24 protein-coding genes are annotated in these 22,382 nt (G+C 70.5%); 8 read left to right on the plus strand and 16 right to left on the minus strand.

The features are described 5' to 3' along the window. Positions 1-3: 3 nt before the first annotated feature. On the plus strand, positions 4-585 hold the full coding sequence (locus NO900_RS05210; protein ID WP_256408162.1) for a DUF2150 family protein: 582 nt from the start codon (positions 4-6) through the stop codon (positions 583-585). Positions 586-658: 73 nt separating this feature from the next. Continuing rightward, entirely contained in the window at positions 659-1,141 is a 483-nt protein-coding gene (locus NO900_RS05215) for a DUF456 domain-containing protein (RefSeq protein ID WP_256408163.1), read from the plus strand. A gap of 33 nt (positions 1,142-1,174) precedes the next feature. On the opposite strand, the gene NO900_RS05220 is transcribed toward NO900_RS05215, so the two are convergent. The 7 genes from NO900_RS05220 to NO900_RS05250 form a co-directional block, all read right to left on the minus strand. After that, complete coding sequence (locus tag NO900_RS05220) at positions 1,175-1,990, minus strand: DUF63 family protein (RefSeq protein ID WP_256408164.1); 816 nt, start codon at positions 1,988-1,990, stop codon at positions 1,175-1,177. Continuing rightward, entirely contained in the window at positions 1,990-2,439 is a 450-nt protein-coding gene (locus NO900_RS05225) for a universal stress protein (RefSeq protein ID WP_092564335.1), read from the minus strand. Before NO900_RS05225 ends, NO900_RS05220 begins: the two co-directional genes overlap by 1 nt. A gap of 125 nt (positions 2,440-2,564) precedes the next feature. Then, a complete protein-coding gene (locus NO900_RS05230) occupies positions 2,565-3,485 on the minus strand; it encodes a DNA adenine methylase (RefSeq protein ID WP_256408166.1) in 921 nt (306 codons plus the stop codon). A 133-nt stretch (positions 3,486-3,618) separates the two neighbouring features. Next, positions 3,619-3,921: a hypothetical protein gene (locus tag NO900_RS05235; RefSeq protein WP_256408167.1), complete on the minus strand. Its 303-nt coding sequence runs from the start codon at positions 3,919-3,921 to the stop codon at positions 3,619-3,621. A 70-nt stretch (positions 3,922-3,991) separates the two neighbouring features. Then, a complete protein-coding gene (locus tag NO900_RS05240) occupies positions 3,992-4,396 on the minus strand; it encodes an abortive infection protein (RefSeq protein WP_256408168.1) in 405 nt (134 codons plus the stop codon). A 51-nt stretch (positions 4,397-4,447) separates the two neighbouring features. Then, a complete protein-coding gene (locus NO900_RS05245; protein ID WP_256408169.1) occupies positions 4,448-5,485 on the minus strand; it encodes an NAD(P)/FAD-dependent oxidoreductase in 1,038 nt (345 codons plus the stop codon). 90 nt (positions 5,486-5,575) lie between these two features. After that, entirely contained in the window at positions 5,576-6,157 is a 582-nt protein-coding gene (locus NO900_RS05250; RefSeq protein WP_256408170.1) for a universal stress protein, read from the minus strand. Positions 6,158-6,563: 406 nt separating this feature from the next. On the opposite strand from NO900_RS05250, the gene NO900_RS05255 reads away from it, so the two are divergent. Continuing rightward, positions 6,564-7,931 carry an MFS transporter gene (locus NO900_RS05255; protein ID WP_256408171.1) on the plus strand — a complete coding sequence of 456 codons (1,368 nt, stop codon included), beginning with the start codon at positions 6,564-6,566 and terminating at the stop codon, positions 7,929-7,931. A gap of 38 nt (positions 7,932-7,969) precedes the next feature. Here NO900_RS05255 and NO900_RS05260 read toward each other — a convergent pair whose 3' ends face one another. Both NO900_RS05260 and NO900_RS05265 read right to left on the minus strand, forming a co-directional pair. Then, a complete protein-coding gene (locus NO900_RS05260) occupies positions 7,970-8,620 on the minus strand; it encodes a methyltransferase domain-containing protein (protein ID WP_256408172.1) in 651 nt (216 codons plus the stop codon). An 84-nt stretch (positions 8,621-8,704) separates the two neighbouring features. Continuing rightward, positions 8,705-9,583, minus strand: coding sequence for a DUF7260 family protein (locus NO900_RS05265; protein ID WP_256408173.1), 879 nt, complete (start codon positions 9,581-9,583; stop codon positions 8,705-8,707). A 168-nt stretch (positions 9,584-9,751) separates the two neighbouring features. Between NO900_RS05265 and NO900_RS05270 the strand changes: the two genes are divergently transcribed. After that, the gene (locus NO900_RS05270) at positions 9,752-10,495 is read left to right on the plus strand and encodes a competence/damage-inducible protein A (protein WP_256408174.1); all 744 of its coding nucleotides are present in this window, start codon (positions 9,752-9,754) and stop codon (positions 10,493-10,495) included. 46 nt (positions 10,496-10,541) lie between these two features. Here NO900_RS05270 and NO900_RS05275 read toward each other — a convergent pair whose 3' ends face one another. The 3 genes from NO900_RS05275 to NO900_RS05285 all read right to left on the minus strand — a co-directional run bounded on the left by NO900_RS05275 (position 10,542) and on the right by NO900_RS05285 (position 13,516). Continuing rightward, complete coding sequence (locus NO900_RS05275; RefSeq protein WP_256408175.1) at positions 10,542-11,651, minus strand: hypothetical protein; 1,110 nt, start codon at positions 11,649-11,651, stop codon at positions 10,542-10,544. Continuing rightward, positions 11,648-12,628 (minus strand): S49 family peptidase, encoded by a 981-nt coding sequence (locus NO900_RS05280; protein WP_256408176.1) that lies wholly within the window; start codon positions 12,626-12,628, stop codon positions 11,648-11,650. Before NO900_RS05280 ends, NO900_RS05275 begins: the two co-directional genes overlap by 4 nt. A 102-nt stretch (positions 12,629-12,730) precedes the next feature. After that, positions 12,731-13,516, minus strand: coding sequence for a sulfite exporter TauE/SafE family protein (locus NO900_RS05285; protein ID WP_256408177.1), 786 nt, complete (start codon positions 13,514-13,516; stop codon positions 12,731-12,733). 102 nt (positions 13,517-13,618) lie between these two features. Here NO900_RS05285 and NO900_RS05290 point away from each other — a divergent pair, with 102 nt between their 5' ends. Both NO900_RS05290 and NO900_RS05295 read left to right on the plus strand, forming a co-directional pair. Then, entirely contained in the window at positions 13,619-15,079 is a 1,461-nt protein-coding gene (locus NO900_RS05290) for a dihydrolipoyl dehydrogenase (RefSeq protein WP_256408420.1), read from the plus strand. Positions 15,080-15,161: 82 nt separating this feature from the next. Beyond that, entirely contained in the window at positions 15,162-15,518 is a 357-nt protein-coding gene (locus tag NO900_RS05295; protein WP_256408178.1) for a hypothetical protein, read from the plus strand. A 50-nt stretch (positions 15,519-15,568) separates the two neighbouring features. Here NO900_RS05295 and NO900_RS05300 read toward each other — a convergent pair whose 3' ends face one another. From NO900_RS05300 to NO900_RS05315, 4 genes are all read right to left on the minus strand, one after another. Further along, the gene (locus NO900_RS05300; RefSeq protein WP_256408179.1) at positions 15,569-16,288 is read right to left on the minus strand and encodes an SDR family NAD(P)-dependent oxidoreductase; all 720 of its coding nucleotides are present in this window, start codon (positions 16,286-16,288) and stop codon (positions 15,569-15,571) included. Between the two features lie 76 nt (positions 16,289-16,364). Next, entirely contained in the window at positions 16,365-16,670 is a 306-nt protein-coding gene (locus NO900_RS05305) for a DUF7999 family protein (RefSeq protein ID WP_256408180.1), read from the minus strand. Between the two features lie 131 nt (positions 16,671-16,801). Next, positions 16,802-18,310 (minus strand): carotenoid oxygenase family protein, encoded by a 1,509-nt coding sequence (locus NO900_RS05310; RefSeq protein WP_256408181.1) that lies wholly within the window; start codon positions 18,308-18,310, stop codon positions 16,802-16,804. A 137-nt stretch (positions 18,311-18,447) separates the two neighbouring features. Beyond that, positions 18,448-18,876: a dCTP deaminase/dUTPase family protein gene (locus NO900_RS05315; RefSeq protein ID WP_256408182.1), complete on the minus strand. Its 429-nt coding sequence runs from the start codon at positions 18,874-18,876 to the stop codon at positions 18,448-18,450. A 243-nt stretch (positions 18,877-19,119) separates the two neighbouring features. Between NO900_RS05315 and NO900_RS05320 the strand changes: the two genes are divergently transcribed. Next, positions 19,120-20,121 (plus strand): tyrosine-type recombinase/integrase, encoded by a 1,002-nt coding sequence (locus tag NO900_RS05320; RefSeq protein ID WP_256408183.1) that lies wholly within the window; start codon positions 19,120-19,122, stop codon positions 20,119-20,121. 271 nt (positions 20,122-20,392) lie between these two features. Continuing rightward, entirely contained in the window at positions 20,393-22,036 is a 1,644-nt protein-coding gene (locus NO900_RS05325) for a hypothetical protein (protein ID WP_256408184.1), read from the plus strand. Positions 22,037-22,382: the final 346 nt, after the last annotated feature.

Genomic DNA, 22,382 nt, shown 5'->3' on the forward strand with positions numbered 1-22,382 from the left:
GACATGACCGACGACGACGCCGTCGAAGCGTTCTATACCGACGACCGCTGGCAGAACTGGCTCGACCGGCTGCAGGAGGAGGAGCTCGACCCCGAGAACGAGGACTCGGCGCGGCTCCTGTTGAACCTCCAGGACGACGCGGCGATCGCCGTCGTGAAGGTGCTCGCGGCGCTCGACGACGAGCGCATCGACGAGGACCGCGCGGTCGAGGAGATCCGCGAGATCCGCGACATCGTCCTCGCCGACGTCGACTTCGACGACGAGGACAAGGCCATGCTGATCGACGGCGTCCAGACCTCGCTCGTCCCCGTCTTCTACGCGGCCGAGGAGTACGTCGTCGGCGGCGTCGTCGAGGGCGACGTGACCGAGTTCGTGCGCGCGGCCGCCGACGCCGAGGCCGAGGACGACCTCGACGCCGCCCTCGGCTACGTCGTGCAGGCCGGCACCCGCGTCATCGACGGCGAGCCGCTCGACATCGACGTCGTCGAGGAGCTGGAGTACGGGCTCGTCTCCGAGTGGGTCAACGGGCTCGACTCCCTGCAGTCCGCCATCGAAGACCCGGAAGTCGTCGAGGAAGAGGACTGACGGCGTCGGCGGGCCCGCCCCCGCCGGGTCGATCGGGGTGAAGCGTTTTCAGCGCACGTAGCGTCCGATCCGTATGGTCTCCCTCGCGGCCGGACTGGCGATCGCGCTGCTCGTCGTCTGGACGGCCAGCTCGTTCGTCCCGCTCGTGCCGGGCGGCGTCCTCGCGGCGCTGACCGTCGTCGGCTACGCCTACACCACCGGGTTCGCGGAGCCGAGCCCCGCCGTGGTGGTCGCGCTCGTCGCCGTCTCGCTGCTGGCCGCCGCCGCGGACGTCGCGTCGGGGATGGTCTCCGGGCGGCTCGGCGGTGCCTCGACCCGGACCGTCGTCGTCGGGACGCTGGTAGGGATCGTCCTCCTGATCCCGCTCGGTCCGATCGGGATCGTCGTCGGGCTGGGCGGCACCGTCTTCCTCGCCGCCCTGAACGAGCACGACGGCGACACGCGCGAGGCCGCTCGACAGGCTGCCTACGCGGTGGTCGGCGCCCTCGCCAGCGCGTTCGTTCAGGCCGTCCTGCTCGCCGGGGTTACCGTCGCGTTCGCGCTTGCGGTCCTGTGAGGCGACCGGGAGCGCGCCGCCCGGGTCCACTCCTCACGCCGCCACGGAGAACAGCAGGAGGTTGTGCGCGGCCGGCCCGAGCCCCATCGCCGCGACGAAGCCGAGCAGGAGGTACCCCTCCGCCGGCCGGTCGCGGACGTACGCCGCGAACAGCCAGACCACGGCGCTCGCGACCGCGAGCTTCACCAGCAGGAACACCCATCCCTCGCCCAGCACCGGGACGGGCGGGATCCAGTCGAACCCCAGGAGGATCCGGGAGAGGGGCGTTCGCTCGCCGAAGCCGAGCTGCGCCGTCCCCACGGCGGTCGAGACGCCGTCGAGCGCGTGGCCGAACACCGCGAGCGCGCCGACTTCGCCGGTGACCGCGGCCTCCGGGCGCAGCCGGGTCAGCCCGACCCAGGCGGCGCCGGCGACCGGGAGCGCGAGCGCGAGCGCGACCGTCGACCACCGGGCGCCGACCGGCGAGAGCCCGGTCCCGACCGCGACCGCGACGACCGGGAGGAGGCAGAGCGCGCCGGCCACGGCGACCAGCGTCGGGACGCGCTCGGCGCGCAGTTCCGCGCCCGCGAGCCACGCCGCGCCCGCGAGCGACCCCACCGTGAGGTAGACGGTCGGCGAGCCGGCGAGCGGCGCGAGCGCGGGCGGGAGCGCGTCGACGACGTACAGCACGTGGGCCGCGGAGCCGAGCGCCATCCACGGCGCGAGCGCGAGCACGTGGCGGGCGGTCACCCGCGGGGAGCGGCGGCGGAGCGCGGCGCCGACCGCCCCGGCCGCGAGGAGGACGGCGACGAGGTACGGGAGCGGGGGCAGCGTCGTGCCCGCGGGGAGGAACGGGATCGCGCCGGCCATCAGACGGACAGGACCGGCTGGCTCGCGTAGAGGAGGACGTACTCCGCCGCCTTCCCGAGCACCTCGCCCGGGTCGCCCGTGACGGGCTCGCGCGGCACCACGATGAAGTCGGAGTCCAGCTCCTCGGCGGTGTCGAGCACGACGCTGCCGGGGTGAACCGTCTTCACCGTCATCGAGAAGCCGGCCGCGATGGAGTTGCTGTGGGGCACCCCGGCGGCCTCCGCGCGCCGCGCGACGGAGTCGGTGAACGCCTCCGTGTCGTCGGCGACGTCGCTCTCGTCGACCGCGCCGTGGTCGATGGCGCGGACCACGTCCTCGTCTAACACGTACAGGGCGTGGACGCTCGCGCCGTACTCGGCGGCGACCGCGATCGCGTAGTCGACCGCCTCGTGGGACTCCTCGCTCCCGTCGACGGGAACGAGCACGAGGTCGATGTCGATGTCGGTCATACGCGAGACCTCGTCGGGGGAGTTCAAAAAGCCCGCCCCATGCGGTCGGCGAGGCTGCTCCCGTCGGCGCGTCGGAGCCGTCGCCGGGCCCGGCGACGGACCGGTCCGCGATCCCCCGCCCGCGCTCAGAAGCCGGAGAGCTCGCGCTGCGGCGCCCCGCGACGCTCCGCCGGCGGCACGTTCGTCGCGACGATCTCGTCGACCGCGTCGCGGGCGTCGGCGTCGCTGTTGATCGCGCGGGTCGCGTCCTCGCGCTCCACGTGGAACCCCGCGTCGGCGTACGGCTCGTACATCACGCCGCTGTTGCTCACCACGACCCGGACGCCCGCGTCGTCGAGCTCGCCGGCGACGTCGAGCAGCCGGCGCTGGTCGTCGCGGTCGAACCCCTCGGCGCTGTACTCGTTGAAGCTCGCGGTCGCGCTCATCGGCTCGTACGGCGGGTCGAAGTAGACGAGGTCGCCGGGCTCGGCGGCGTCGAGGACGTACGCGAAGTCCCCGTTCCGGAGCGTCGCGTCCGCGAGCACGTCGCTCGCCCGGCGGATCCGGTCGCGCTGGACCCAGTCGGGGTTCGCGTACCGCCCGACGGGAACGTTGAAACCGCCGTCGGCGTTCTCGCGGTAGAGGCCGTTGTAGCAGGTCCGGTTGAGGTACAACAGGAGCGCGGCCTCTTCGAGCGGGTCGAACTCGCCCTCGTAGGGGCGTCTGTTGAACCGCGCGCGCTGCTGGTAGTAGTAGCTCTCCACGTCGCGGCCGCGGGGCGTCTCCTCGGCGTACGGGAGCGTCGGGTCGGGGTCGGCGTTCGGGTCGTCGAACCGCGCCAGCCGCTCGATCAGGGCCTCCGGCTCGTCGCGCACCCGCTCGTAGAAGTTGATCAGTCGGGGGTTCGCGTCGTTGACCGTCGCGTCCGCGGGCTCCAGGTCGAAGAAGAGCGCGCCGCCGCCGACGAACGGCTCGTGGTACCGGCCGTACGACGCCGGGAAGCGGGCGTACAGCTCGTCGAGCAGCTGGCGCTTGCCGCCGGCCCACTTCAGGATCGGCTCGGCCATGCGATACCGGCACTCCCCCGCGACGAGGTAAAAACGTCTCGGGCCCTGTCGTCGGCCGGAGTCGGTCGCCGGCCGCAGTCGGCCGTCGCCCGGGTGCGGACGGTCGGCGTCCGGAGTCGGCCGTCGGCCGGACTCAGTCGTCGCCCGGCTCCTCGTCGAGATCGGGGAGGTCCGCGACGTGGGCGGCGGCCTCGTCGAAGTTCGGCCCCGGCGCGATCGTGCCGGCCTCGCGGTCCCACTCGATGTACCCGGCCTCCTCCAGCGCGGGGAGGTGGACCTCGCGGAGCTCCTCGGCGATCTCGTCCGCCCGGCCGCGGACGCGGAGGTCCGCGACCGTCTCGACCGTTCCGTCGGCGAGCCCGGCGACCGTCCGCCGCGCCTCCGTCGCGTCGAGCGCCGCCGTTCGCGCGGCGAGCGTGTCGCGTGTCGTCGACATGGCCGTTCGTATTTGTTTCACGGCGTGTGGCGAAATAAAAGTACGGGCGAGCGGCCGGCGCGGGGGCGGCCTACCGCACCCGCAGCGTCCGGTGGAGCGTGTAGCCGGCGATCACGAGGAAGACGAACGGGAGCCCCGTGAGCGGGTGCGCCAGCAGCGAGCCGCCCGCGAGCACGAGGTACCCCTTGTCCGGCGGCGACCACGCGGTCCGGTCCCGCATCGCCGCCAGCTCGGTCGCGAAGGCGTAGAGGAACCCACCGGCGACGGGCAGCCACAGCGCCGCCGCCAGGGCCGTCCCGAGCGGCGTCCCCGCGACCCCGCCGACCGAGCGGGGGAGCCACGCGACCGCGGCCGCGTACTCCGAGTCGACGAGCGCGCGCGCCGCGACCGACGCCGGTAGGTATAGCGCCGCGACCGCGACCGTCGTCCAGAAGGGGACGTTCGCGCGCCGCGACGCCGTCGGCGGGGAGCCCATACCCGACCGCGGGGCCCCGCCGGGAGAAACCCTCCGGTTCCCGTCACGCCGTCAGAGCCCGTGGACCACGCGCTCGCCCGCGTCGAGGCCGTTCGCGATGGCGGCGTGGAGCCGCCCCTCGCCCGCGACCCAGTCGCCGAGCAGGTAGAGCCCGTCCCGGCGGGCGGAGTCGATCGGTCCGCGGTCGACGCCGCCCTCCGGGAGCGCGTAGCGCCACCCCTGGTGGTCGGTCCACGCCGGGTCGGCCAGCCGCTCGTCGCCCACGATCGAGGCGGTGTGCGCCGCCAGGTCGGCGACGTTCGCGGCCGGGTCGTCGCCGTAGCGCTCGGCGGACCACTCGGGGCCCGCCTGGACGACGAGCAGCGTCTCGCCGTCCGGGACGTGGCCCGCCTTGCACTCCTCGCGCGAGATCCACCCCACGGGGTGCTCCTTGTCCGTGTTGACCAAGGCGTAGTAGGGGACGTCGACCGCGAAGGGGTAGTGGAGCACCGCGGTCCACACCGAGCGGTACGCCACGTCGCCGACGGCGTCGACGAGCGACTCCCGCAGGGGCGACTCCCACTCGGCGTCCCGGAGGAGCTCGGCGGTCTGAGGCGCCGGCGGGTTCATCAAGAGGACGTCGAACGGCCCCCACGTCTCCCCCCCCGTGTCGTCGAGCTCCCACCGCTCGCCGACCCGGCGCACCGTCTCGACGCGCGTCCGCCGGCGGACCGTCGCGTCGGTCCGGCCGAAGAGCCGCTTCGCGATCTGGGTGAGCCCGCGCCGGTAGCTCCACTTGTGCTCGTCTGCGTCGCGGCCGGGCGAGACCGCCTCGTCGACGTCGAAGGTGTACACCGGCTCGGTGACGTCGACGAGCCCCTCGTCGTCGAGGGTCTCGGTGATCAGCTCGACGACGCGCTCGTCGTCGGACTTCAGGTAGTTCGCGCCGTAGTCGTACGTCAGGTCCCCGTGGCGACGGGTGGCCGCGCGGCCGCAGAGCCCGCCGGACTTCTCTAACACGGTCACGTCCGCGTCGGGCGCCGCCCCGTCGACGACGAAGGCCGCGGCCGCCGCGCCCGCGCCCGCCCCGACGATGCCGATCTCGGTCATACCAGTCGTACGCGACGCAGTCACTTAGTCGGTCGTCTCGCGGATCGCGGAGGCGGGACGCGGACGCCGTGACGAATTAGAGAACCGCGGTCAGTCGTCGGCGCCGACGACCATCACGGGCGCGGAGGCGCCGCGCTGGACGCGGACGGGGAGCGTCTCGGGGTGGACCAGCCGGTCGAGGCCGGTGCGGCGCGCGGAGCCGACCACGATCAGGTCGGCGCCGTGCGCGTCGGCGAAGTCGAGCACCTCCTCGTGAGGGGCGCCGTACCGGAACCGCTTCTCGACGTCGACGCCGAGCGCCTCGCCGCGGGCGGCGGCGTCCTCGACGAGCGCCTCGCCCGTGCGCTCCCGGCGCTCGACGACCACGTCCCAGTGCTCGCTGGTGTCGACGACGTACAGCGCGTCGACGGTCGCCCCGTGCGCGGCGGCGACGTCGAGCCCGGCGTCGATCGCGGCGCGACCGGCCTCGTCGTCGCCGGTGACGACGAGCACGCGCTCGAAGACCGATCCGCCTCGCGCGGTTCCGACCGAGCCCGGCGCGCCGCGCGCCTCGTCGGTCGCGGCGTCGACCGCGCTCGGGGCAGTGGCCCCGCGGGCGGCGGTCCGGTCGGTCTCGGCGGGTGCGCTGACGTCTGGGGCCTCGGCGTCGACGGCGTCGGTGTCGGCGGACATGATGAGTGGTGCCGGCCTCGCCCGTTCTCGGGCGCCGGTCGTGTTCGTATTCACGTAGGAGAGCCGTCCTCTTAACAATTTTCGACAGTATAGACGATTATCATTATCTATCCGGCAGCGATTCTCGGCGTCGGTTGCGTTTCGCGGTGATCCGTCCCGGTTTTTCTCGACGAACGACCGCGATCCGGTTCACCGCGGCGCCCCCCGACGCGCTCTGAGGGGCTCCCGTCCCGGATCCGGTCCGGCGCGGGGCGACGAGGCAAGAACGTCCCCAACGACGCGTTTTAATCGGCGAGTCCGAACAGTACCGGTACGGACGCGAGCGGCGCGGCGGAGCCCCCCGCGGCGCGACCCGACGCACACGCCATGACACCGAACATCACCACGCGGTCGACGGACGGCAACGATGGGTGAGGAGGGCGCAGCGAGCGACGGCGACGCCGCCCCCGACGAACCGGCCGGCGACGGTTCCGCCCCCGACGAACCGGCCGGCGAGGTCGACTACGCCGGCCGGGCGTCGTCGATCCTCGGGTTCTCCCGGTGGTGGCAGATCGTCGCCGCCGCGGGGATGATGGCCGCCGTGAGCCCCTACCAGTACGTCTGGTCGTCGATCGAGCAGCCGCTCGCCGCGAGCCTCGACATCGCGCTGCCGGCGCTCGGCGCGGTGTTCTCGTTTTACGTCGTCTTCCAGTCGCTCTCGCAGTTCCCCGCGGGCAAGTGGCGCGACAGCCGCGGGCCGGGCGCGCTCACCTTCCTCGCGGCGCTGCTGGCGGGCGGGGGGTACATCGGGCTGGCGTACGCGACGGCCGTCTGGCAGCTCTACCTGCTGTACTCGCTCGGCGCGGTCGGCGTCGGGATCGTGTACACGGTCGCGGTCAACACCGCGGTCAAGTGGTTCCCCGACCGCACCGGGCTCACGACCGGCATCGGCACGATGGCGTTCGCGGGCGGGAGCGCCCTCGTCGTGCCGTACGTGCGCGCGAACGCCACGGTGTCGGCGTACGGCGACGTGCTCCGGAACGTCGGGGTCGCCATCCTCGCCGTCACCCTCGTCGGCGCGTACCTCCTCCGTGACCCGCCGGACGACTGGCTCGGACTGGAGGACCGAGACGACGACGAGGGCGACGACGGGCTGGCCGCCTCGCTCCGCGGGCGGGCGTACACGACCCGCGAGATGCTGTCGACGTGGCAGTTCTGGCTGCTGTACGCGATGTTCGTCGCGATGGCCGGCGCCGACCTGATCGTCATCGCCAACGTCGTCCGGTTCGCCGAGCAGTTCGGGCTGGCGGCGGTCGTCGCGACCGCGGCGGCGACCCTGCTGCCCGTCGCCGCCGGCGTCTCGCGGATGGTCCTCGGCGAGGCCTCGGACCGCTTCGACCGCAAGCGGGTGATGGCCGCCTCGTTCGTGCTCGCCGGGGTCTTCCGGCTCGCGCTGATCGGCGCCGGGCGGGCCGAGGCCGGGATCGCGTTCGTCGCGCTGGTGATGGCGGCGATGTTCTTCTCCTCGCCGCTGTTCGTCTACTTCCCGTCGGTGATCGCCGACTACTACGGCTCGCGCAACTCCTCCGGCAACTACGCGGTCCTCTACACCGCGAAGGTCGGCGGCGGGGTCTTCGCGGGGACCGTCACCGGCTACCTCGTCGCGGCGTTCGGCTGGGTCCCGACGTTCGCGCTCGGCGGCGGCCTCGCCATCGCCGCCGGACTGGCGGCGCTCGCGCTCCGCCCCCCGAGCGGCTCCGGGCTGGAGACCGAGTCGGCGACGCCGGCGGATTAGCCGCCGCGGCTACAAGGTCGACGGCGTCGCCGCCGGACTCAGTCGCGGCTGCTCGCCGCGGGGTCAGTCGTGTCGCTCGCCCCCGGCTTCCGCCCCGCGACCGCGTAGAACGGGTCGGTCCCCGGGCGCTCCGCGATCCGGTCCTCGACCGCGAGGCCGCCCGCTCTCAGATATCGCTCGACCAGGTCGGCGCGCTCGTCCATCGAGGCGGTCCGCCACGCCCGGACCGCCTTCGTCGGGAACATCCGGTTCGAGAAGCTCACGACGACGGCGCCGCCGGGCGCGAGGACGCGCGCGAACTCCGCGAACACGGGCCCGGGATACTGGAGGTACTGGACCGACAGGGCACAGCAGACGGCGTCGAAGGCGCCGTCGGCGAACGGGAGCGTCGGATCGGCGTTGAGGTCGCGGACGACGAAGTCGTCGAGCCGGTCGTTCGCGGCGAGCTCCGCCTCGTTGAGCCCGTGGCCGACGACTCGGTCGAACTCGGTCGGGGGAAGGTGCGAGACCCAGCTGCTCATCGCGTCGAGCACGCGGTCGCCCGGGTCGAGGAGATCGTCGTACAGCGCCGTCAGGCGGTCGAGGAACGCGTCGTCGGCGTGGGTGACGAACCGCGGCTCCTCGTAGAACGTCCCGTCGGGCCGGTCGTCGCGCTTCCGCCGGTCGCGGTCGGAGAGGACGGTCGTCACGGGTACCGTCGCTCGGGGGTGCGGACCAAAGAGCCCGTCGCCGGCGACGACGCTCCCCGTCCGCCGGCCCGGGGACCGGCCCGCTCACCCGACGCGCGCCATCGCGCGCTCGATCCGCCGCGTGACCCCGTCGAGCCGGTCGCCGACCGACCCGACCGCCGCGAGGACGGGGTACGTCGCGCCGGTCGACCCGTAGAGGTACGTCGGGAGGTCGACGGCGTCCTCGTCGAGCCGGAGCTCGCGCTCGTGAGCCGCGATCACCCGCTGGCGGCGCGCGGCGATCCGGTCGCAGTCGTCCAGGAGGACGCCGGCGCGGGCGCGACACGCGTCGAGCGCGCCGAAGTCGCCCTCGGGGACCGCCGCGTCGAGCGACGCGATCTCGCGTCGGACGGCCGCCAGCCGCGACCCGGCGCGGTCGAGCGACTCGGCCTCCGTCGCCAGCCGCTCTTCGAGCCGCTCGCGCTCCGCGATCGCGGCGTCGACCGCGTCGAACAGGGCCCGTTCGCAGTCGGGGTGATAGGCGGTGTTCCGGGTGAGCGCGCACGCCAGCTCGGGGCCGAACTCCGCGGCGACGCTGCGCTCGTAGGTGTCGTCGTACTCGTCCTCGTAGTGCGGCACCGACATCACCGTCTCGACGTACGCGTCACGGACGGCGACGAGCCCGGAGCCCGGCGGCGCGGCGGGGACGCCCGAGCCCGCGTCCGCGGTCGCGCCCGGGGCAGCGGTCGGTCCCGAGACGCCGCCGGCTCCCGAGATCCCGGGCGGCCCTCCGGGACCGCCCCGCCCCGGCGCGGACGACCCGCCCGGCGCGGTCGACTCCGTCGGGATCGCCTCCAGTCGGCCGCGGAACGCCCGGAACGCCTCGCGCTCGTCGACGGTGCGGCGCCGCTCGACCCGGAGGGCCTCCCGCGCGTCGTCGACGGGCGCCCTCGACCCATCCGATCCGTCGGTGGCCGTTGACATACCGCGTCCCTCGCCACCGGGCCTCGTAAGCGCTTATATGAGCGGTATCGGGCCGCCGTGAGCGCTCCCGAGCGTTCAATAGCCCTCCCGAGACGGCGGCCGGGTTCGCCTCGCGCCCGCTCGGGCGGCGGGAAACGTACATCCGTCGGCCGGCCCAAGGCCGCGCCGATGGACGTCGCGCTGATCACGGTCGGCGACGAGCTGCTCTCGGGCGACACGGTGAACACGAACGCGAACTGGCTCGCCGGCGAGCTGAGCGACCGGGGAGTCACCGTGGCGCGGATCCTCTCCGTGCCCGACGACCGGGCGGCGATCGCGGACCACGTCCGCGACTACGCCGGGGCGTTCGACGCCGTGATCGTCACGGGCGGGATCGGGAGCACGCCGGACGATGTGACGATGGAGGCGGTCGCGGACGCGTTCGACCGCGAGATGGCCGCCACCGACCTCACGCGCGAGTCGGTCGAGCGCCGGCTGGCCGCGATCCGCGAGCGCGTCCCCGACCGCGAGTTCGACGTCGACGTCGAGGCGGAGGCGGCGGTCCCCGAGGGGAGCCGCCCGCTCGTGACCGAGGCCGGGCTCGCCCCCGGCTGCGTGGTCGAGGGCGTCTACGTCATGCCGGGGATCCCGGACGAGCTGAAGGCCGTCTTCGCGACCGTCGCCGACGAGTTCGCGGGCGACCGGCGCTCGCGGTTCCTCTACACCGTCGAGCCCGAGTCGAACATCGTCCCCGCGTTGGAGGAGGCGATGGAGCGGTTCGACGTCGCCGTCGGCTGTTACCCCGACCGCGAGGCCGAGCACAACCGCCTGAAGGTGACCACGACCGACGACGACGCCCTCGACGACGCGGCGGCGTGGCTGCTGGCGAACGTCGACGCGAGCGAGACGCCGGTGCGGCGCGACTGGGACTGAAAAAAGTGGGGCGACGAAGGGGACGCCGGTCGACCGCGGACGCGGATCAGCCGGCCGTCTGGTTCCCCGAGGGGTCCTGCGATCCGGACGGGGCCGTCTGGTTCCCCGACGGTCCGTCCGGTCCGGAGGGCGCCGTCCGGTTCCCCGACGGCCCGGTCGGCGCGCGCTGGCCGCCCGGCGCCGCCTGGCCGCCCGTCACGAGGAAGTCGGCGAGGTTCCCGATCAGCGCGTCGTTGTCGGCGCGCGCGGCGTTCTCGGGCGAGAGGAAGTCGCTGTCCCCCACCATCACCACGCCGTCGGTCCGAACGAGCAGCGGCGCCTCGGTCGACGCGCGCGTCGTCGACAGCTCGCTCCCCTCGATCGGGCGGAGCACGTCGCTGCCGGCGGCCGCCGTGCCGACCGGCGTCGCCGTCGGCAGGACCGCGCGGTCGACGCCCTCGGTCAGCGCGGCGTCGGACCCGCCGGTCGGCTCCGCGTACACGCGCTGGTAGTTCAGGTCGTTCTCCTCCATGTTGTAGACGTAGCCGGGCTCGGTCGTAATGTCGAGCGTCGCGTCGAGGCCGACCGCTCCCGGCCGGTCGAACGCCGCGTCGGGCTCCGTCGCCACGATCACGCGACCGCCCGAGTCGACGAACTCCTCGATCGCCGAGAGCTCCGCCTCGTCGTAGTCGGTCCGGAACGTCACGAAGGCGTCCGCGTCGGCGAGCCGCTCGCCGAGGGCCGTCTCCGGCCCGCCGCCGGGGGCGCCGGGGCCGCCGGGACCGGCGGCGGGGCGCTGCCGCGTCGCGCCCGGCACGTAGACGTCGACCTCGTGGCCGTTCTCGATGAGCGCGTTCGCCAGCGGCCGCACGTCGCGGTCGGCGACGCCCCCGCCCCCGAGACCGAGGAGCGCGAGCGGGCTCGCGGGCACGCCGCCGGACGCGTCGATGCCGGGGTCGACGAGCACCGTCTGCGACCGCGCCGTCGACTCCATCTCGACGGTCGCCTCTCCCGGCGTGTCGTTCGCGACCGCGTCGCCGTCGACGTAGTGCTCGTTCTGGATCTCGGGCGCGGGGGCGGCGCCGTCGGCGGTCACGAAGCCGGTGACCGCCGCGCCGCCGGTGATCGCCGCGAGCGTCACGACGAAGGCGGCCGCCAGCGTGCGGAGGTCGCTCACGCGCCGACACCCCCGGCGGACCGCGCCGTCTCGTTACCTGTCGCGCCGGTCGCTCCCTCGCCGTCGACCTTGAGATCGCTCTCGGAGAAGCGCTCGACCGTGTCGACGTGCGGGATCGCCGGCAGGTGGACGTACGTGAGCCCCATGGGCTCGACGTCGGCGTAGCCGGGATCGTTCGCGTGGACCGCGACGACCTGGGTGTCAGTGCGGAGCAGGAACGGCAGGCCGCCGTCGGGCCCGGTCTCCCGGGTGTCGACCTCGTACTCGCCGAGGTTCTCCTCGGTCGCGGCGGCGTGGATCGCCTCGTTGAGCGAGCCGATCTCGTCCGCGAAGCCGTTCTCGACCGCCTCGGTACCGAGGTAGACGTCCGCCTTCGCGACCTCCTCGCGCGGCATCTGGAACTCTTCTCCGCGCTCGGCCATCATCGCGTCGACGAACGTGTCGGCGAGCGTCTGCTGCTCGGCCCATCTCTGTATCTCGTTGCTCCCGGCCTTGTCCGGGCCGCTCGGGCCGTAGACCGGCGCGGTCGACCGCGGCGCGGGGGCGTTCAGGCCGATGCTGCCGACCGTCGAGGTCGGGAGCACGTAGATCTCGTCAGCGGGCGCCATGGCGTAGTAGCCGCCGGAGGCGCTGATCGACTGCACGCTCGCGATGACGGTCGTCTGTTCGCTCGTCCGCTGGACCGCCTTGTACATCCGCTCGGAGGCGACGGGCGCGCCGCCCGGCGTGTCGATCTTGAGCACCACCGCGCCGACGGAGTCGTTGGCGCGGATGTCCGCGAGTTCGCTCTCGACGTCCTCGGCGAGGGCCGTGTTGACGGGCCCCTCGATCTCGACGACGGCGACGGTATCGTCCGGGTCGTTGGTCGCCGCGTACACGCTGGGCGCGAGCACGGCGCCGACCACCGCCGCGGCCACCACGACGACGGCGAGCTGCTGCCGCGACGTGAGGGCCGTGGAGGGCTGTTTGGATGACATGACCGAGTAGACCCTGCGTCAATCGGAAAATAAAAATTGCGGAAACGAGCGCGGTGATATCAGCCCTCACGGGGAGGTCCCGTGCGGCGGATCGCACCGCCGTCAGAGGAGGCCCGCACCGCCGAGCACCAGTCGGACGCCGACGAGCGTCAGCAGGCCGAGCACGACGGCCCGACGCGGTCGCTCGCTCACGCGGTCCCGGAGCCGTTTCCCGACGGCGACCCCGCCGACCGCGGGGAGCGCCGCCGCGGCCGACGCGAGGGCGAACGACCCGTCCGGGTAGAGCCCGAGGGCGCCGGCGGCCGCGACGCGGAGGCCGTTGATCCCGACGAACACCAGCGCCACGACGCCGACGAACAGGCCGTGAGGGAGGTCACAGCTCCGCACGAACGCGACGAGCTGCACGCCGACGTTCGTCGCGCCGAACAGCAGCCCGGAGGCGCCGCCCACGGCGCTCATCGCGAGCGGCGTCTCGACGAAACAGCGGTCCCTCGCCCGCGAGAGCGACGGGAGCGGGAAGGCCCGCTGGGCGGTCGCCACGAAGCCGAGCGAGACGACCCCGAGCAGGACGCGGAGCGGGGCGCCCGGGAGCCGGTCGAGCAGGGCCATCCCGGCGACCGTGCCGACGACGGCGGCGACGAGCAGGGGGGCGAACCGGCTCCCGCACACGCGGAGCTCCTCGCGGGTGAGCTCCCCCGCGAGCGCGGCGTTCACGGCGAACATCGGGACGATCATGAACGTCACCGCGGTCGCGGGGTCGACGAGCGTCGCGAGGGCCGTCGTCCCGACGACGGCGAAGCCGAACCCCGCGACCCCGTTGACGGCGCCCGCGACCGCGACGACCGCCGCGATCGCCGCCGCCAGCTCGGTCGAGAGCCCGAGCGTCATACCCGGGGAGACGAGGGGATCGGTGATAAACGACCACCGGTCGTGTGCGGCGCGCGCCACCGGGGACGGGCCTTGATGAGGGTGGCCGTCGTCGTCGGGGGCATGCAGGAGTTCGACTTCCTCGTGATCGGGTCGGGGTCGGGACTGGACGTGGCGAACGCGATGGCCGGCCGGGGGAACTCGGTCGCGGTCGTCGAGGAGGGGCGGCTCGGCGGGACGTGTCTCAACCGCGGCTGTATCCCCTCGAAGCAGCTCCTCTACCACGCCGACGTGCTGGAGACGATCGAGGGCGCCGGCGCGTTCGAGATCGACGCCGAGGTCACCGACGTGGACTTCGCGGAGATCGTCCGGAAGGTGAACGAGGACGTCTCCGAGAGCTCCGACTCTATCCGACGCGGACTCTCCTCGTCGGACAGTCACGACCTGTTCTCGGGGACCGGGCGGTTCGTCGACGACCGCACGGTCGAGGTCGTCGACGGCGACGACGCGGGCGCGACGCTGCGGGCCGACACCGTCCTCGTCGCGACCGGCACGCGCCCCTCGATCCCGCCGATCGACGGGATCGAGGACGTGGACTACCTCACGAGCACCGAGGCGCTCCGGTTGGAGTCGCCCCCGGATCGCCTCGTGATCGTCGGGGGCGGCTACATCGCGGCCGAGCTCGGTCACTTCTTCGGGACGTTCGGCACCGACGTGACGGTCGTCGGCCGCCGCGAGCACCTCCTGCCGGAGGCGGACGCGGCGGTCGGCAAGGCGTTCACCGACCGCTACGCCGACCGGTTCGACGTGTACACCGGCTACGAGGCCGTCGCGGCCGACGAAACGGGCGGCGAGGTGACGGTCGAGGCCCGCCCGTACCCCGAGGCCGGCTCGGTCCGCGCGGGCGGCGAGGCGGTCGGCGTGCCCGACGAGGTCGAGGACGTGACGGTCGCGGGCGACGAACTGCTCGTCGCCGCGGGCCGCCGGCCGAACACCGACGCGCTGAACCTCGACGCGACCGGCGCCGAGACGGACGAGCGGGGGTTCGTCGAGACCGACGAGTACCTCCGGACCGACGCCGAGGGGGTGTGGGCGCTCGGCGACGTGGTCGGCGAGTATCTGCTGAAACACAACGCGAACCACGAGGCGAAGGCCGTGATCCGGAACCTGCTCGGCGACGAGCCGGAGCCGGTCGACTACTCCGCGATGCCGTTCGCGGTGTTCGCCTCGCCCGAGGTGGCGGGGGTCGGCGCGCGCGAGCGGGACCTCCGCGAGGCCGACGCCGACTACGCCACGCGCACCTACCCGTACGACGAGACGGCCCGCGGGAGCGCGATGCACGCCGACGGGTTCGTGAAGGTCCTCATCGACCTCGACGGGACCATCGAGGGGTGTCACATCGTCGGCCCCGAGGCGTCGAACCTGATCGAGGAGGTCGTCGTCGCGATGACCGCGGGCTCGGGGACGGTCGCGGACATCCGCGACGCGGTCCACGTCCACCCCGCGCTCTCCGAGGTCGTCGACCGGGCATTCTCCGGGCAGTTCTCGCGCGGCGGCGGTCACGACCACGGGCGTCGCTCGTGACACGTCATCGCATGCCGAGTCGGCGTCCGGGACACACACCCGCCGGTGGGTTATGTACCGGTAGCGCCCATACCGGAGTACGATGGCAAAAGCAGCAATCGTGATTCTCGCCGGCAACGAGTCGCACGCCGACTACGGTCGCCTCGCGAACGCGCTGGAGGCCGCGAAGGAGTTCGCCGAGACCGACGGCGACGAGCTCGAACTCATCTTCGACGGCGCCGGGACCCAGTGGATCCCGGAGCTGGAAGACGAGGAGAGCGACTACCACGAGCTCTACCAGGCGGTGCGCGACGACGCCGCGGTCTGCGACTACTGTTCCGGCGCGTTCGGCGTCGACGACGCCGTCGCCGACGCGGGCCTCGTCACGCTCGACGAGTACGACGGGCACCCGAGCGTCCGGTCGCTCGTCGACGACGACTACGAGATCATCACGTTCTGAGCGCCGTTCGCGGCGCGTTCTCCCTTTTTTAACGACACCGATCGGTAGCGTCAGATAAACTCGGAGGGGTTCGGCCCGTTCGTGACGTGGACCTCGAACGGCTGCGTGCCGACGTCGTCCCGCTCGACGAGGTGCCAGTACGTCTCGGCCAGCTCGTCGGGATCGAGGAACGTGTCCGCCTCGCGGTCCGGGTCGCGCTCGCGGGCCTCGGCCGAGCCGATCTGGCCGTCGATCACGACGTGCGCGACGTGGACGCCGTCGCCGCCGAACTCCTGCGCGATGTCCATCGCCATCCCGCGCGCGGCGAACTTCGCGGCCGTGAACCCGATCGCGCCGCCGCGGCTCCGCACCGCCGAGGTGGCGCCCGTGAATATCACCGTGCCGCCGCCGGCGTCGAGCATGTCGCCGACGGCCTCCTGCGAACAGACGAACGCGCCGCGGCCGTTGACCGCCCACGCCTCCTCGAACGCCTCGACGCTCGTGTCCATCAGGCCGGTCCACGACGCGGCGCTCGCGTGGTTGACGAGGACGTCCACCGGTCCGAACGCCTCCCGCACCGTCTCGAAGCCGTCCCGGATGGCCTCGACGTCGGTCAGGTCGACCGTGACCGCGAGCCCCTCGCCGGGGTCGGGGAGGTCGGCCGCGAGCCCCTCGACGTACTCCGTCGAGCGGGCGAACAGGGCCACCCGACAGCCCTCCGCCGCGAACTTCCGCGCGAGCGACTCCCCGAGCCCCGGACCGACGCCGGCGACGACTGCCGTGCGAGTCATGCCCGCGCTACGGGCGCCCGGTTGAAAACCGTGGCCGCTCCGGCGAAGGGGGCGTGGGGACGCGGCAGCGTCGCTCTCATGGATTCGACCCGTCGACGGTTCCGCCCGTCGAGGGGGAGGGCCCTCGTTCGAGCGGGTGACCGCGCGGGGTGATCCCGTCGAGCCGAACGATCCGCCAGCCGTCGCCGCGACAGCGGACCGGCTCGAGGACGGCCGTGACGGTGTCCCCGCGACCGAGCCCCCGGAGCCGCTCGCGGACCCCCTCGCTCGCGTCGATCGCCTGGTAGGTCCGCCCGTCGACGCCGTACAGGGTCACCGCCCCGTCGCGGTTCGGTTCCGCCGCGAGCGTGCATCGCCGTCGAACCGCGTCGGTCGCTCTCATGGTTTGGCGGGCGTCACGGCACGGCATAAAACGAACTATGAGGCCATCGTACGGCGACGGACGGCTATTGAACGCTTCCGACGCAACCCGAGATCGTCGCGGACCGCGACCCGGAGGAGTCCGGACCGACCTCACCCCTCAGTGGCCGCCCGGAGCTCCGGGAAGTACCGGCCGTGGAAGTCGAACGGGACCGCGTGCGGCAGCGTCGCCCGGGCGCGTTCGGCGAACGTCTCGCCGTCGAGGACGAGCAGGCGCGACCGGTCGGCGTCGACGTCGAGCGCGACGGTCAGCACGACGCCCTCGTCCTCGCGCTCGCCGTCGGGCGCCGGGACGAAGATCGGCTCGCCGAAGTAGTCGCCGCCCGCGTCGAAGGTCTCCGCGGTCCCCGACTCGGCGTCCAGCTTCACGACGCGTCGGGCCCACTCGGTGACCGGCGCCTCCATCCCCATCGCGTAGACGTACCGGTGCTCGCGGCACCACCGCGCGGGCGACGCGGTCGGGAGCGCGGTCCCGCCGTCGTACAGCGCCTCGCGGGAGACCGCGGCGCCGTCGCGGTCGGCCTCGCCCGCGCCGTCGTACCTGTCCGCGCCGGTCGCCGCTCCGAGGTCCAGGGTGAACCGGTCGACCCGACCGACGATGGCGCCCATCTCGCCGGCGCGGACGTTCTCCAGGTACAGCGAGTCGATCGCGGTCGCGTCCGGGACCGTCTCCAGGTCGAAGACGACCTCGGTCCCCCCGTCCCGCTCGAAGGCGTTGACGTGGTGGAAGCCGAAGACGGGGGCCGCGGTCGGCTCCGCGACGACGTCGCCCGTCGTCCGGTCCAGCACGACGATCCGCGTCCCGCGCTCGGGCTCCCACTCGAACTGCTCGATGAACGGGGGCTGCCGCCCCGGCTTCAGGAACCGGCGCGGGTCGAGCCGGAGCGGGAACTCAGTCAGCACGACGTACCGCGGCGTGAGCGCGAAGCTGTGCATGTACGCCGGTCGGTCGGTCTCGACGCTGCCGACGTGGCGCCGGTCCCCGTCGGCGGTCCACGCGGTGACGTGGTACCGGCTGGTGCGCCCGAACTCGGTGTCGACGGTGACGAGCGCGCCGGTCGCCGGGTCGCGCTTGAAGTGGGCACAGGAGAGCTGGCCGCTCGGCGCGTCGCCGTCGCGGTCGGCGTACCCCGTCGCTTCGAGCGTGTCCGGGTCGAACCGGACGCCCCGCGGCGACTCGGTCAGGGCGACGTACGCGTCGCCGACCCGCTCGGCGACGATGTTCGCGTTGTCGTACGGGTCCGTGAGGAAGGTCGCCAGCCGCGAGCGGAGCGTCGTCTCGCCGGTGGCGAAGCCGCCCTCGAACGCGCCGCTCGTCGCCGCCTCGTACGCGTCCGTCCGGAGGAAGCGGTTGCGGTAGTGGACCGCGTCGCCGTCGCCGTCGGTCACCGACCCGGCCTTGTCGCCCGGATCGAACGTGAAGCGGTACAACATCGCGAGCCCGTCGAACCAGTGGTCCACCTCGCCCCCGTCCGGGAACGAGAACGCCCCGGGACCGTTGCGGATCAGGCTCCCTCGGAGCCACGCGGGGAGGTCGCCGCGCACCGGAAGCGACGCGGCCGCCTCATCGCGGAGCGAGTGGAACCCGGCGTGCGAGTCCATGACGGATCCCCGGGACGCGGCGGGCTAAGGTCTGACGGCGGACCGGGACGGGCGAGGCCGCCGACTCGCGCCGGTTCGGCCCGAACCACCCGCGCCGGGTCGACGTCGGCGATTCACGCCTGGTCGACATCGGCGATTCAGACCGGATCGACGTCGACGACGGTCGAGAGCCGCGCGTTCTCCTTGATCCGGACCCCGGCGCCGCCGACCGACAGCGGGACTCGCGGGAGCGCCGTGACGCGGAGCGTCGGATGGAAGGCGCCCCGCTCCAGCAGCGCGTCCCGCGTCTGGACGGTGAACCGCAGGTCGTCCCCGGCGATCGACTCGTTGTACTCGACGAGGTACGTGCCGGCGTCGAGCGACCACCACCCGTACTCGTCGTCCGGGTCGCGCTTCTCTCGCTCGCACGGTTCGACGGCCGCGGCCTCCAGCTCGTCGCCGCCGAAGTCGACGCGGCCCGGCCCGGTGACCTCGCGGACCTCGGCGACCGTCAGGTCGACGCCGTCTCCCTCGGTCTGGGTCGGTTCGTGGACGAGTCCGTCGATGTGAGTCGCGTACGATGACATCGACGGACGCCTTACCGGCGAAGCGACGTAAAATCACGCGGCGTTCGGGGGAGGGACCCGCGCTGTCGCTCCCCGTCGTGCGGTTTTCGCTTATAAGTGAGTGGGTTGGGGCGGATTTGAACCGCCGGCCTCCTCAGCGCCTCTCGCGCCCGCCTGCGGCGGATACGGCGCTCCCGCGGAGTCAAGATCTGCAGAATAACGCCGCGCACGTACCACACAGGGTCAGGCGATTCGGAAACACCGATGACCCGACAAATCGAACCCGAACGCGCAGTAGAACGGTATCTAAACGAACGCCGGGCGGACATTTCCGAGTCCACCTATTACAACCACTCGTCCCTGCTGTCACAGTTCATTGAGTGGTGTGAGGCCGAAGATCTGGACTACGTCAACGAACTCGACGGGTTCCACATCTCCGACTTCAAGATCCACCGCCGGGATGAGGACGGCATCAACAAAGTTACTCTCTATAATCAGATGACTGTCCTTCGGGTCTTTCTCCGATGGTGTGAATCACGCAGTCTGGCTGAAGGCCTCGCGGAGAACATCCTGATGCCGGTTCCCGAAGAGGACTCTCGGGATACGATGATCGACTCGGAGACGGCGGCACAGATCCTCCAGTACCTCCAGAAGTACGAACACGGGACGTTGAAACATACGGTGTTCTCGCTCCTGTGGGACACGGGGTTCCGTGTGGGAACTCTCCGAGCGGTCGATCTCGAAGACTACCACTCAGAGGAACAGTTCATTGAGGTGGAGCATCGTGCGGAGACTGGTACACCGCTCAAGAACAAGTACGGAGCCGAACGTGAAGTGAACCTCCACGAGTGGGTGTGCGACGTGATCGACGACTACATAGAGATGTACAGGCACGATGTAACCGATGACCACGGACGAGAACCGCTGATCACTACGCAACAAGGTCGACCTGTTCGGTCGAACATACGCGGCCACATCAACTCGATGACGCGGCCCTGCGTGTACGCGGATAGCTGTCCCCACGATAGGAACCCCGATAGTTGCGAAGCCGCACAGCGGCGCGACGCGGCCGCACGGTGTCCCGGTTCAGTTCCGCCTCACGCAATTCGTCGTTCTGCGATCACGGCATGGCTCAACGACGGCCACACGAAGGAACTCCTCTCCGATAGGATGAACGTCTCCGTGAAGACGCTGGAGAAGCACTACGATGCTCGGACGGAGAGCGAAAAGCGGGAACTTCGCCGCGAGGAGTTCGGGATGGAGTAGCGAAGCCGTTTCTCCAAGCAAATCCTGCCCGCAACTCCGGGGGTTCGAGTGCCCAAGACAGTCCTCAATCTCTTTGATTTATTTTCTGGAATGGTGACGCCGTCTGCGTATTTCGGTATCTATTTCCCCTTGGACGTTGTCTATAGGGTGAAGGCAGATTCTCGCGGGACTCCCAACTTGCGAGTCGCAACTATCGGTTCCTCTCTGAGTATCACTTCATTGAGGCGGAGAGGATCGCGAATTGCTGTGACCCTTCATTATTTTCTGACATATGAGTACAGATACATCTACGTCGAAAACGTCATCCAGTACAGAGAGAAAATCGAACAACGACTGCGCGTGCGTCCAGTACGGTTTCTCTGACGAAAAGGGGCCGCACCGGGAACCGAAACTCCGAACGATCTTCGATCCCATTCCCGAGGGTGCCAAGACTGCCAGCCCCATCTACAAGCTACCGAGTGAGCAGTATGAACGGCAAGACGAGTTCGAGACGGGTTACGAGATCAAGGGTGGTTCCTCGATAGCGAAGGAAATTCAGGACGAGTGTGAAGAGGATGATCGTGTCCTCTGTCCCGTTCACATTGAGTCCGACGCATACCACGATGTGGGGCCGAAGACGCTCATCTCGTGGTTTCAGGAGTTCGTCGATGATTATCTTGAAGTTCCGTTCAACACGTGTACGCTCTACTTCTCGGGGAATCGATCCATCCACGTTCACGTTCCCCGGTTCGTATCGGGAGAAGACGATCGGGAAGGGCTGAAGGAATTGGCTGAGTCCTTCTGCGAGGAGGCCGGGGCAGACCTTGATTTGGGGCTGTATTCGCGAAAGCGGCTTTTCAGGCTTCCCGGTGTCGAACACGCGAAGTCTGGCATGCCGAAGGTCGAGATCGAATCAACCTGGAATCATAATCGCATCTTCCGTGAGGCAAACGGATCAAACCCAACCACGTATTCATCATACGCCGACGTACTGTGGGATGTATACGTTCAAGAGCCGCTGACCTTCGAGACACCCATTCCTTCCAGAAACAGACCTCGAAGCCTGTTTCAGGTTCTAAACCCCAAGAAGACCCTCTTGGAGTTCGCGCACGATGAGTCGGGAAGCGAGATCGAGACTCCCCTCATCGAGCAGGTGGCGTATCCCGAAAACCCCGCTGACGTTCCAGAGTGGTCGATGTACAACACGCAAGAGTTCTCCCCGTATGCTCTCGCCTCCGGAAACCCTCGAAGTGTCGCCGCAGTTCGCGTCAAAGGCGGGCCGTTCGCTCGGAGAGACAAGCGCGGAGGCGCGACAATGGTACCGGCGTACTTCTACGGTGCTATTGGGTGTAACGGCGGGTTCACAAAGCAGGACGTCCACGCGCCGCTCCAGTTGTCGAAGAAGGACTACCGGAAGTGGGACTACGAAGTCGGCGAGAAGATCGTCATCATCGGCGGGAAGAGTGGGAGTTCCCGGATCTTCAGCGTCTCCTCGTGGGAAGCCACCGTGGTCGGTCATGCGCTGATGAGTGACGAGGGCGGGCGAGACACCGCGCTCAACTACCTCTCCAAGCAGGGATACAACGTTGGTGCGTCTGGTTCTACCGGATCGAACTCGAATGGGACAACTACATCGACGTCAGGCGAGTTCAGCAGAGAAACAGGGACGATTTGGCCCGCTCGCGAGAACTGGAACACGGACGTAGAAGGCCTCCAATGGAAAGCCGAACAGGATGGTATTGGTACGCTTTCGCACAAGGAACGAGTCCGTGTTGCGTGTCGCCATCTCCAGAACGGCTGGCAAGCAACGTGGGAGTGGTTCGAGGAACAGTTCGGCCCCACGTTCAAGCCCGAGATCACATGGCAATTCCTCAAGGGGATTGTCGAAGACTTCGAAGAGTACAATCACGTAGACGTACCCCCGAAGCCCGCGTGATGCCCATTCTCGCGTACTGTCTGGACAGATACTGTCTACCTTTCACGTAGGGACGTGACTATCCTACTTCGATAATGAAATCAGCACTTGTTCTTTATTCCTCATACAACACACGACCCTGCCACTAAGTTATGTTGCGAAAACGCAGTAAGGCAGAGGGGAAGTCTTCTCTTCCGTCATATCCATTTATAATAGAATAACAGGATTCCAGCGACCAGTTTCCCTGATAACGAATGACGCACCTCTATTCGTCAACAGCAAGCTGGTCACGCCGTCCAAATGCTCCGCGAGACCGCCCGCCAACCTATGACTTTCTACCGGACCCGCGGCCCGCCGACTGCGTAAT

Source organism: Halorubrum rutilum (assembly GCF_024494565.1).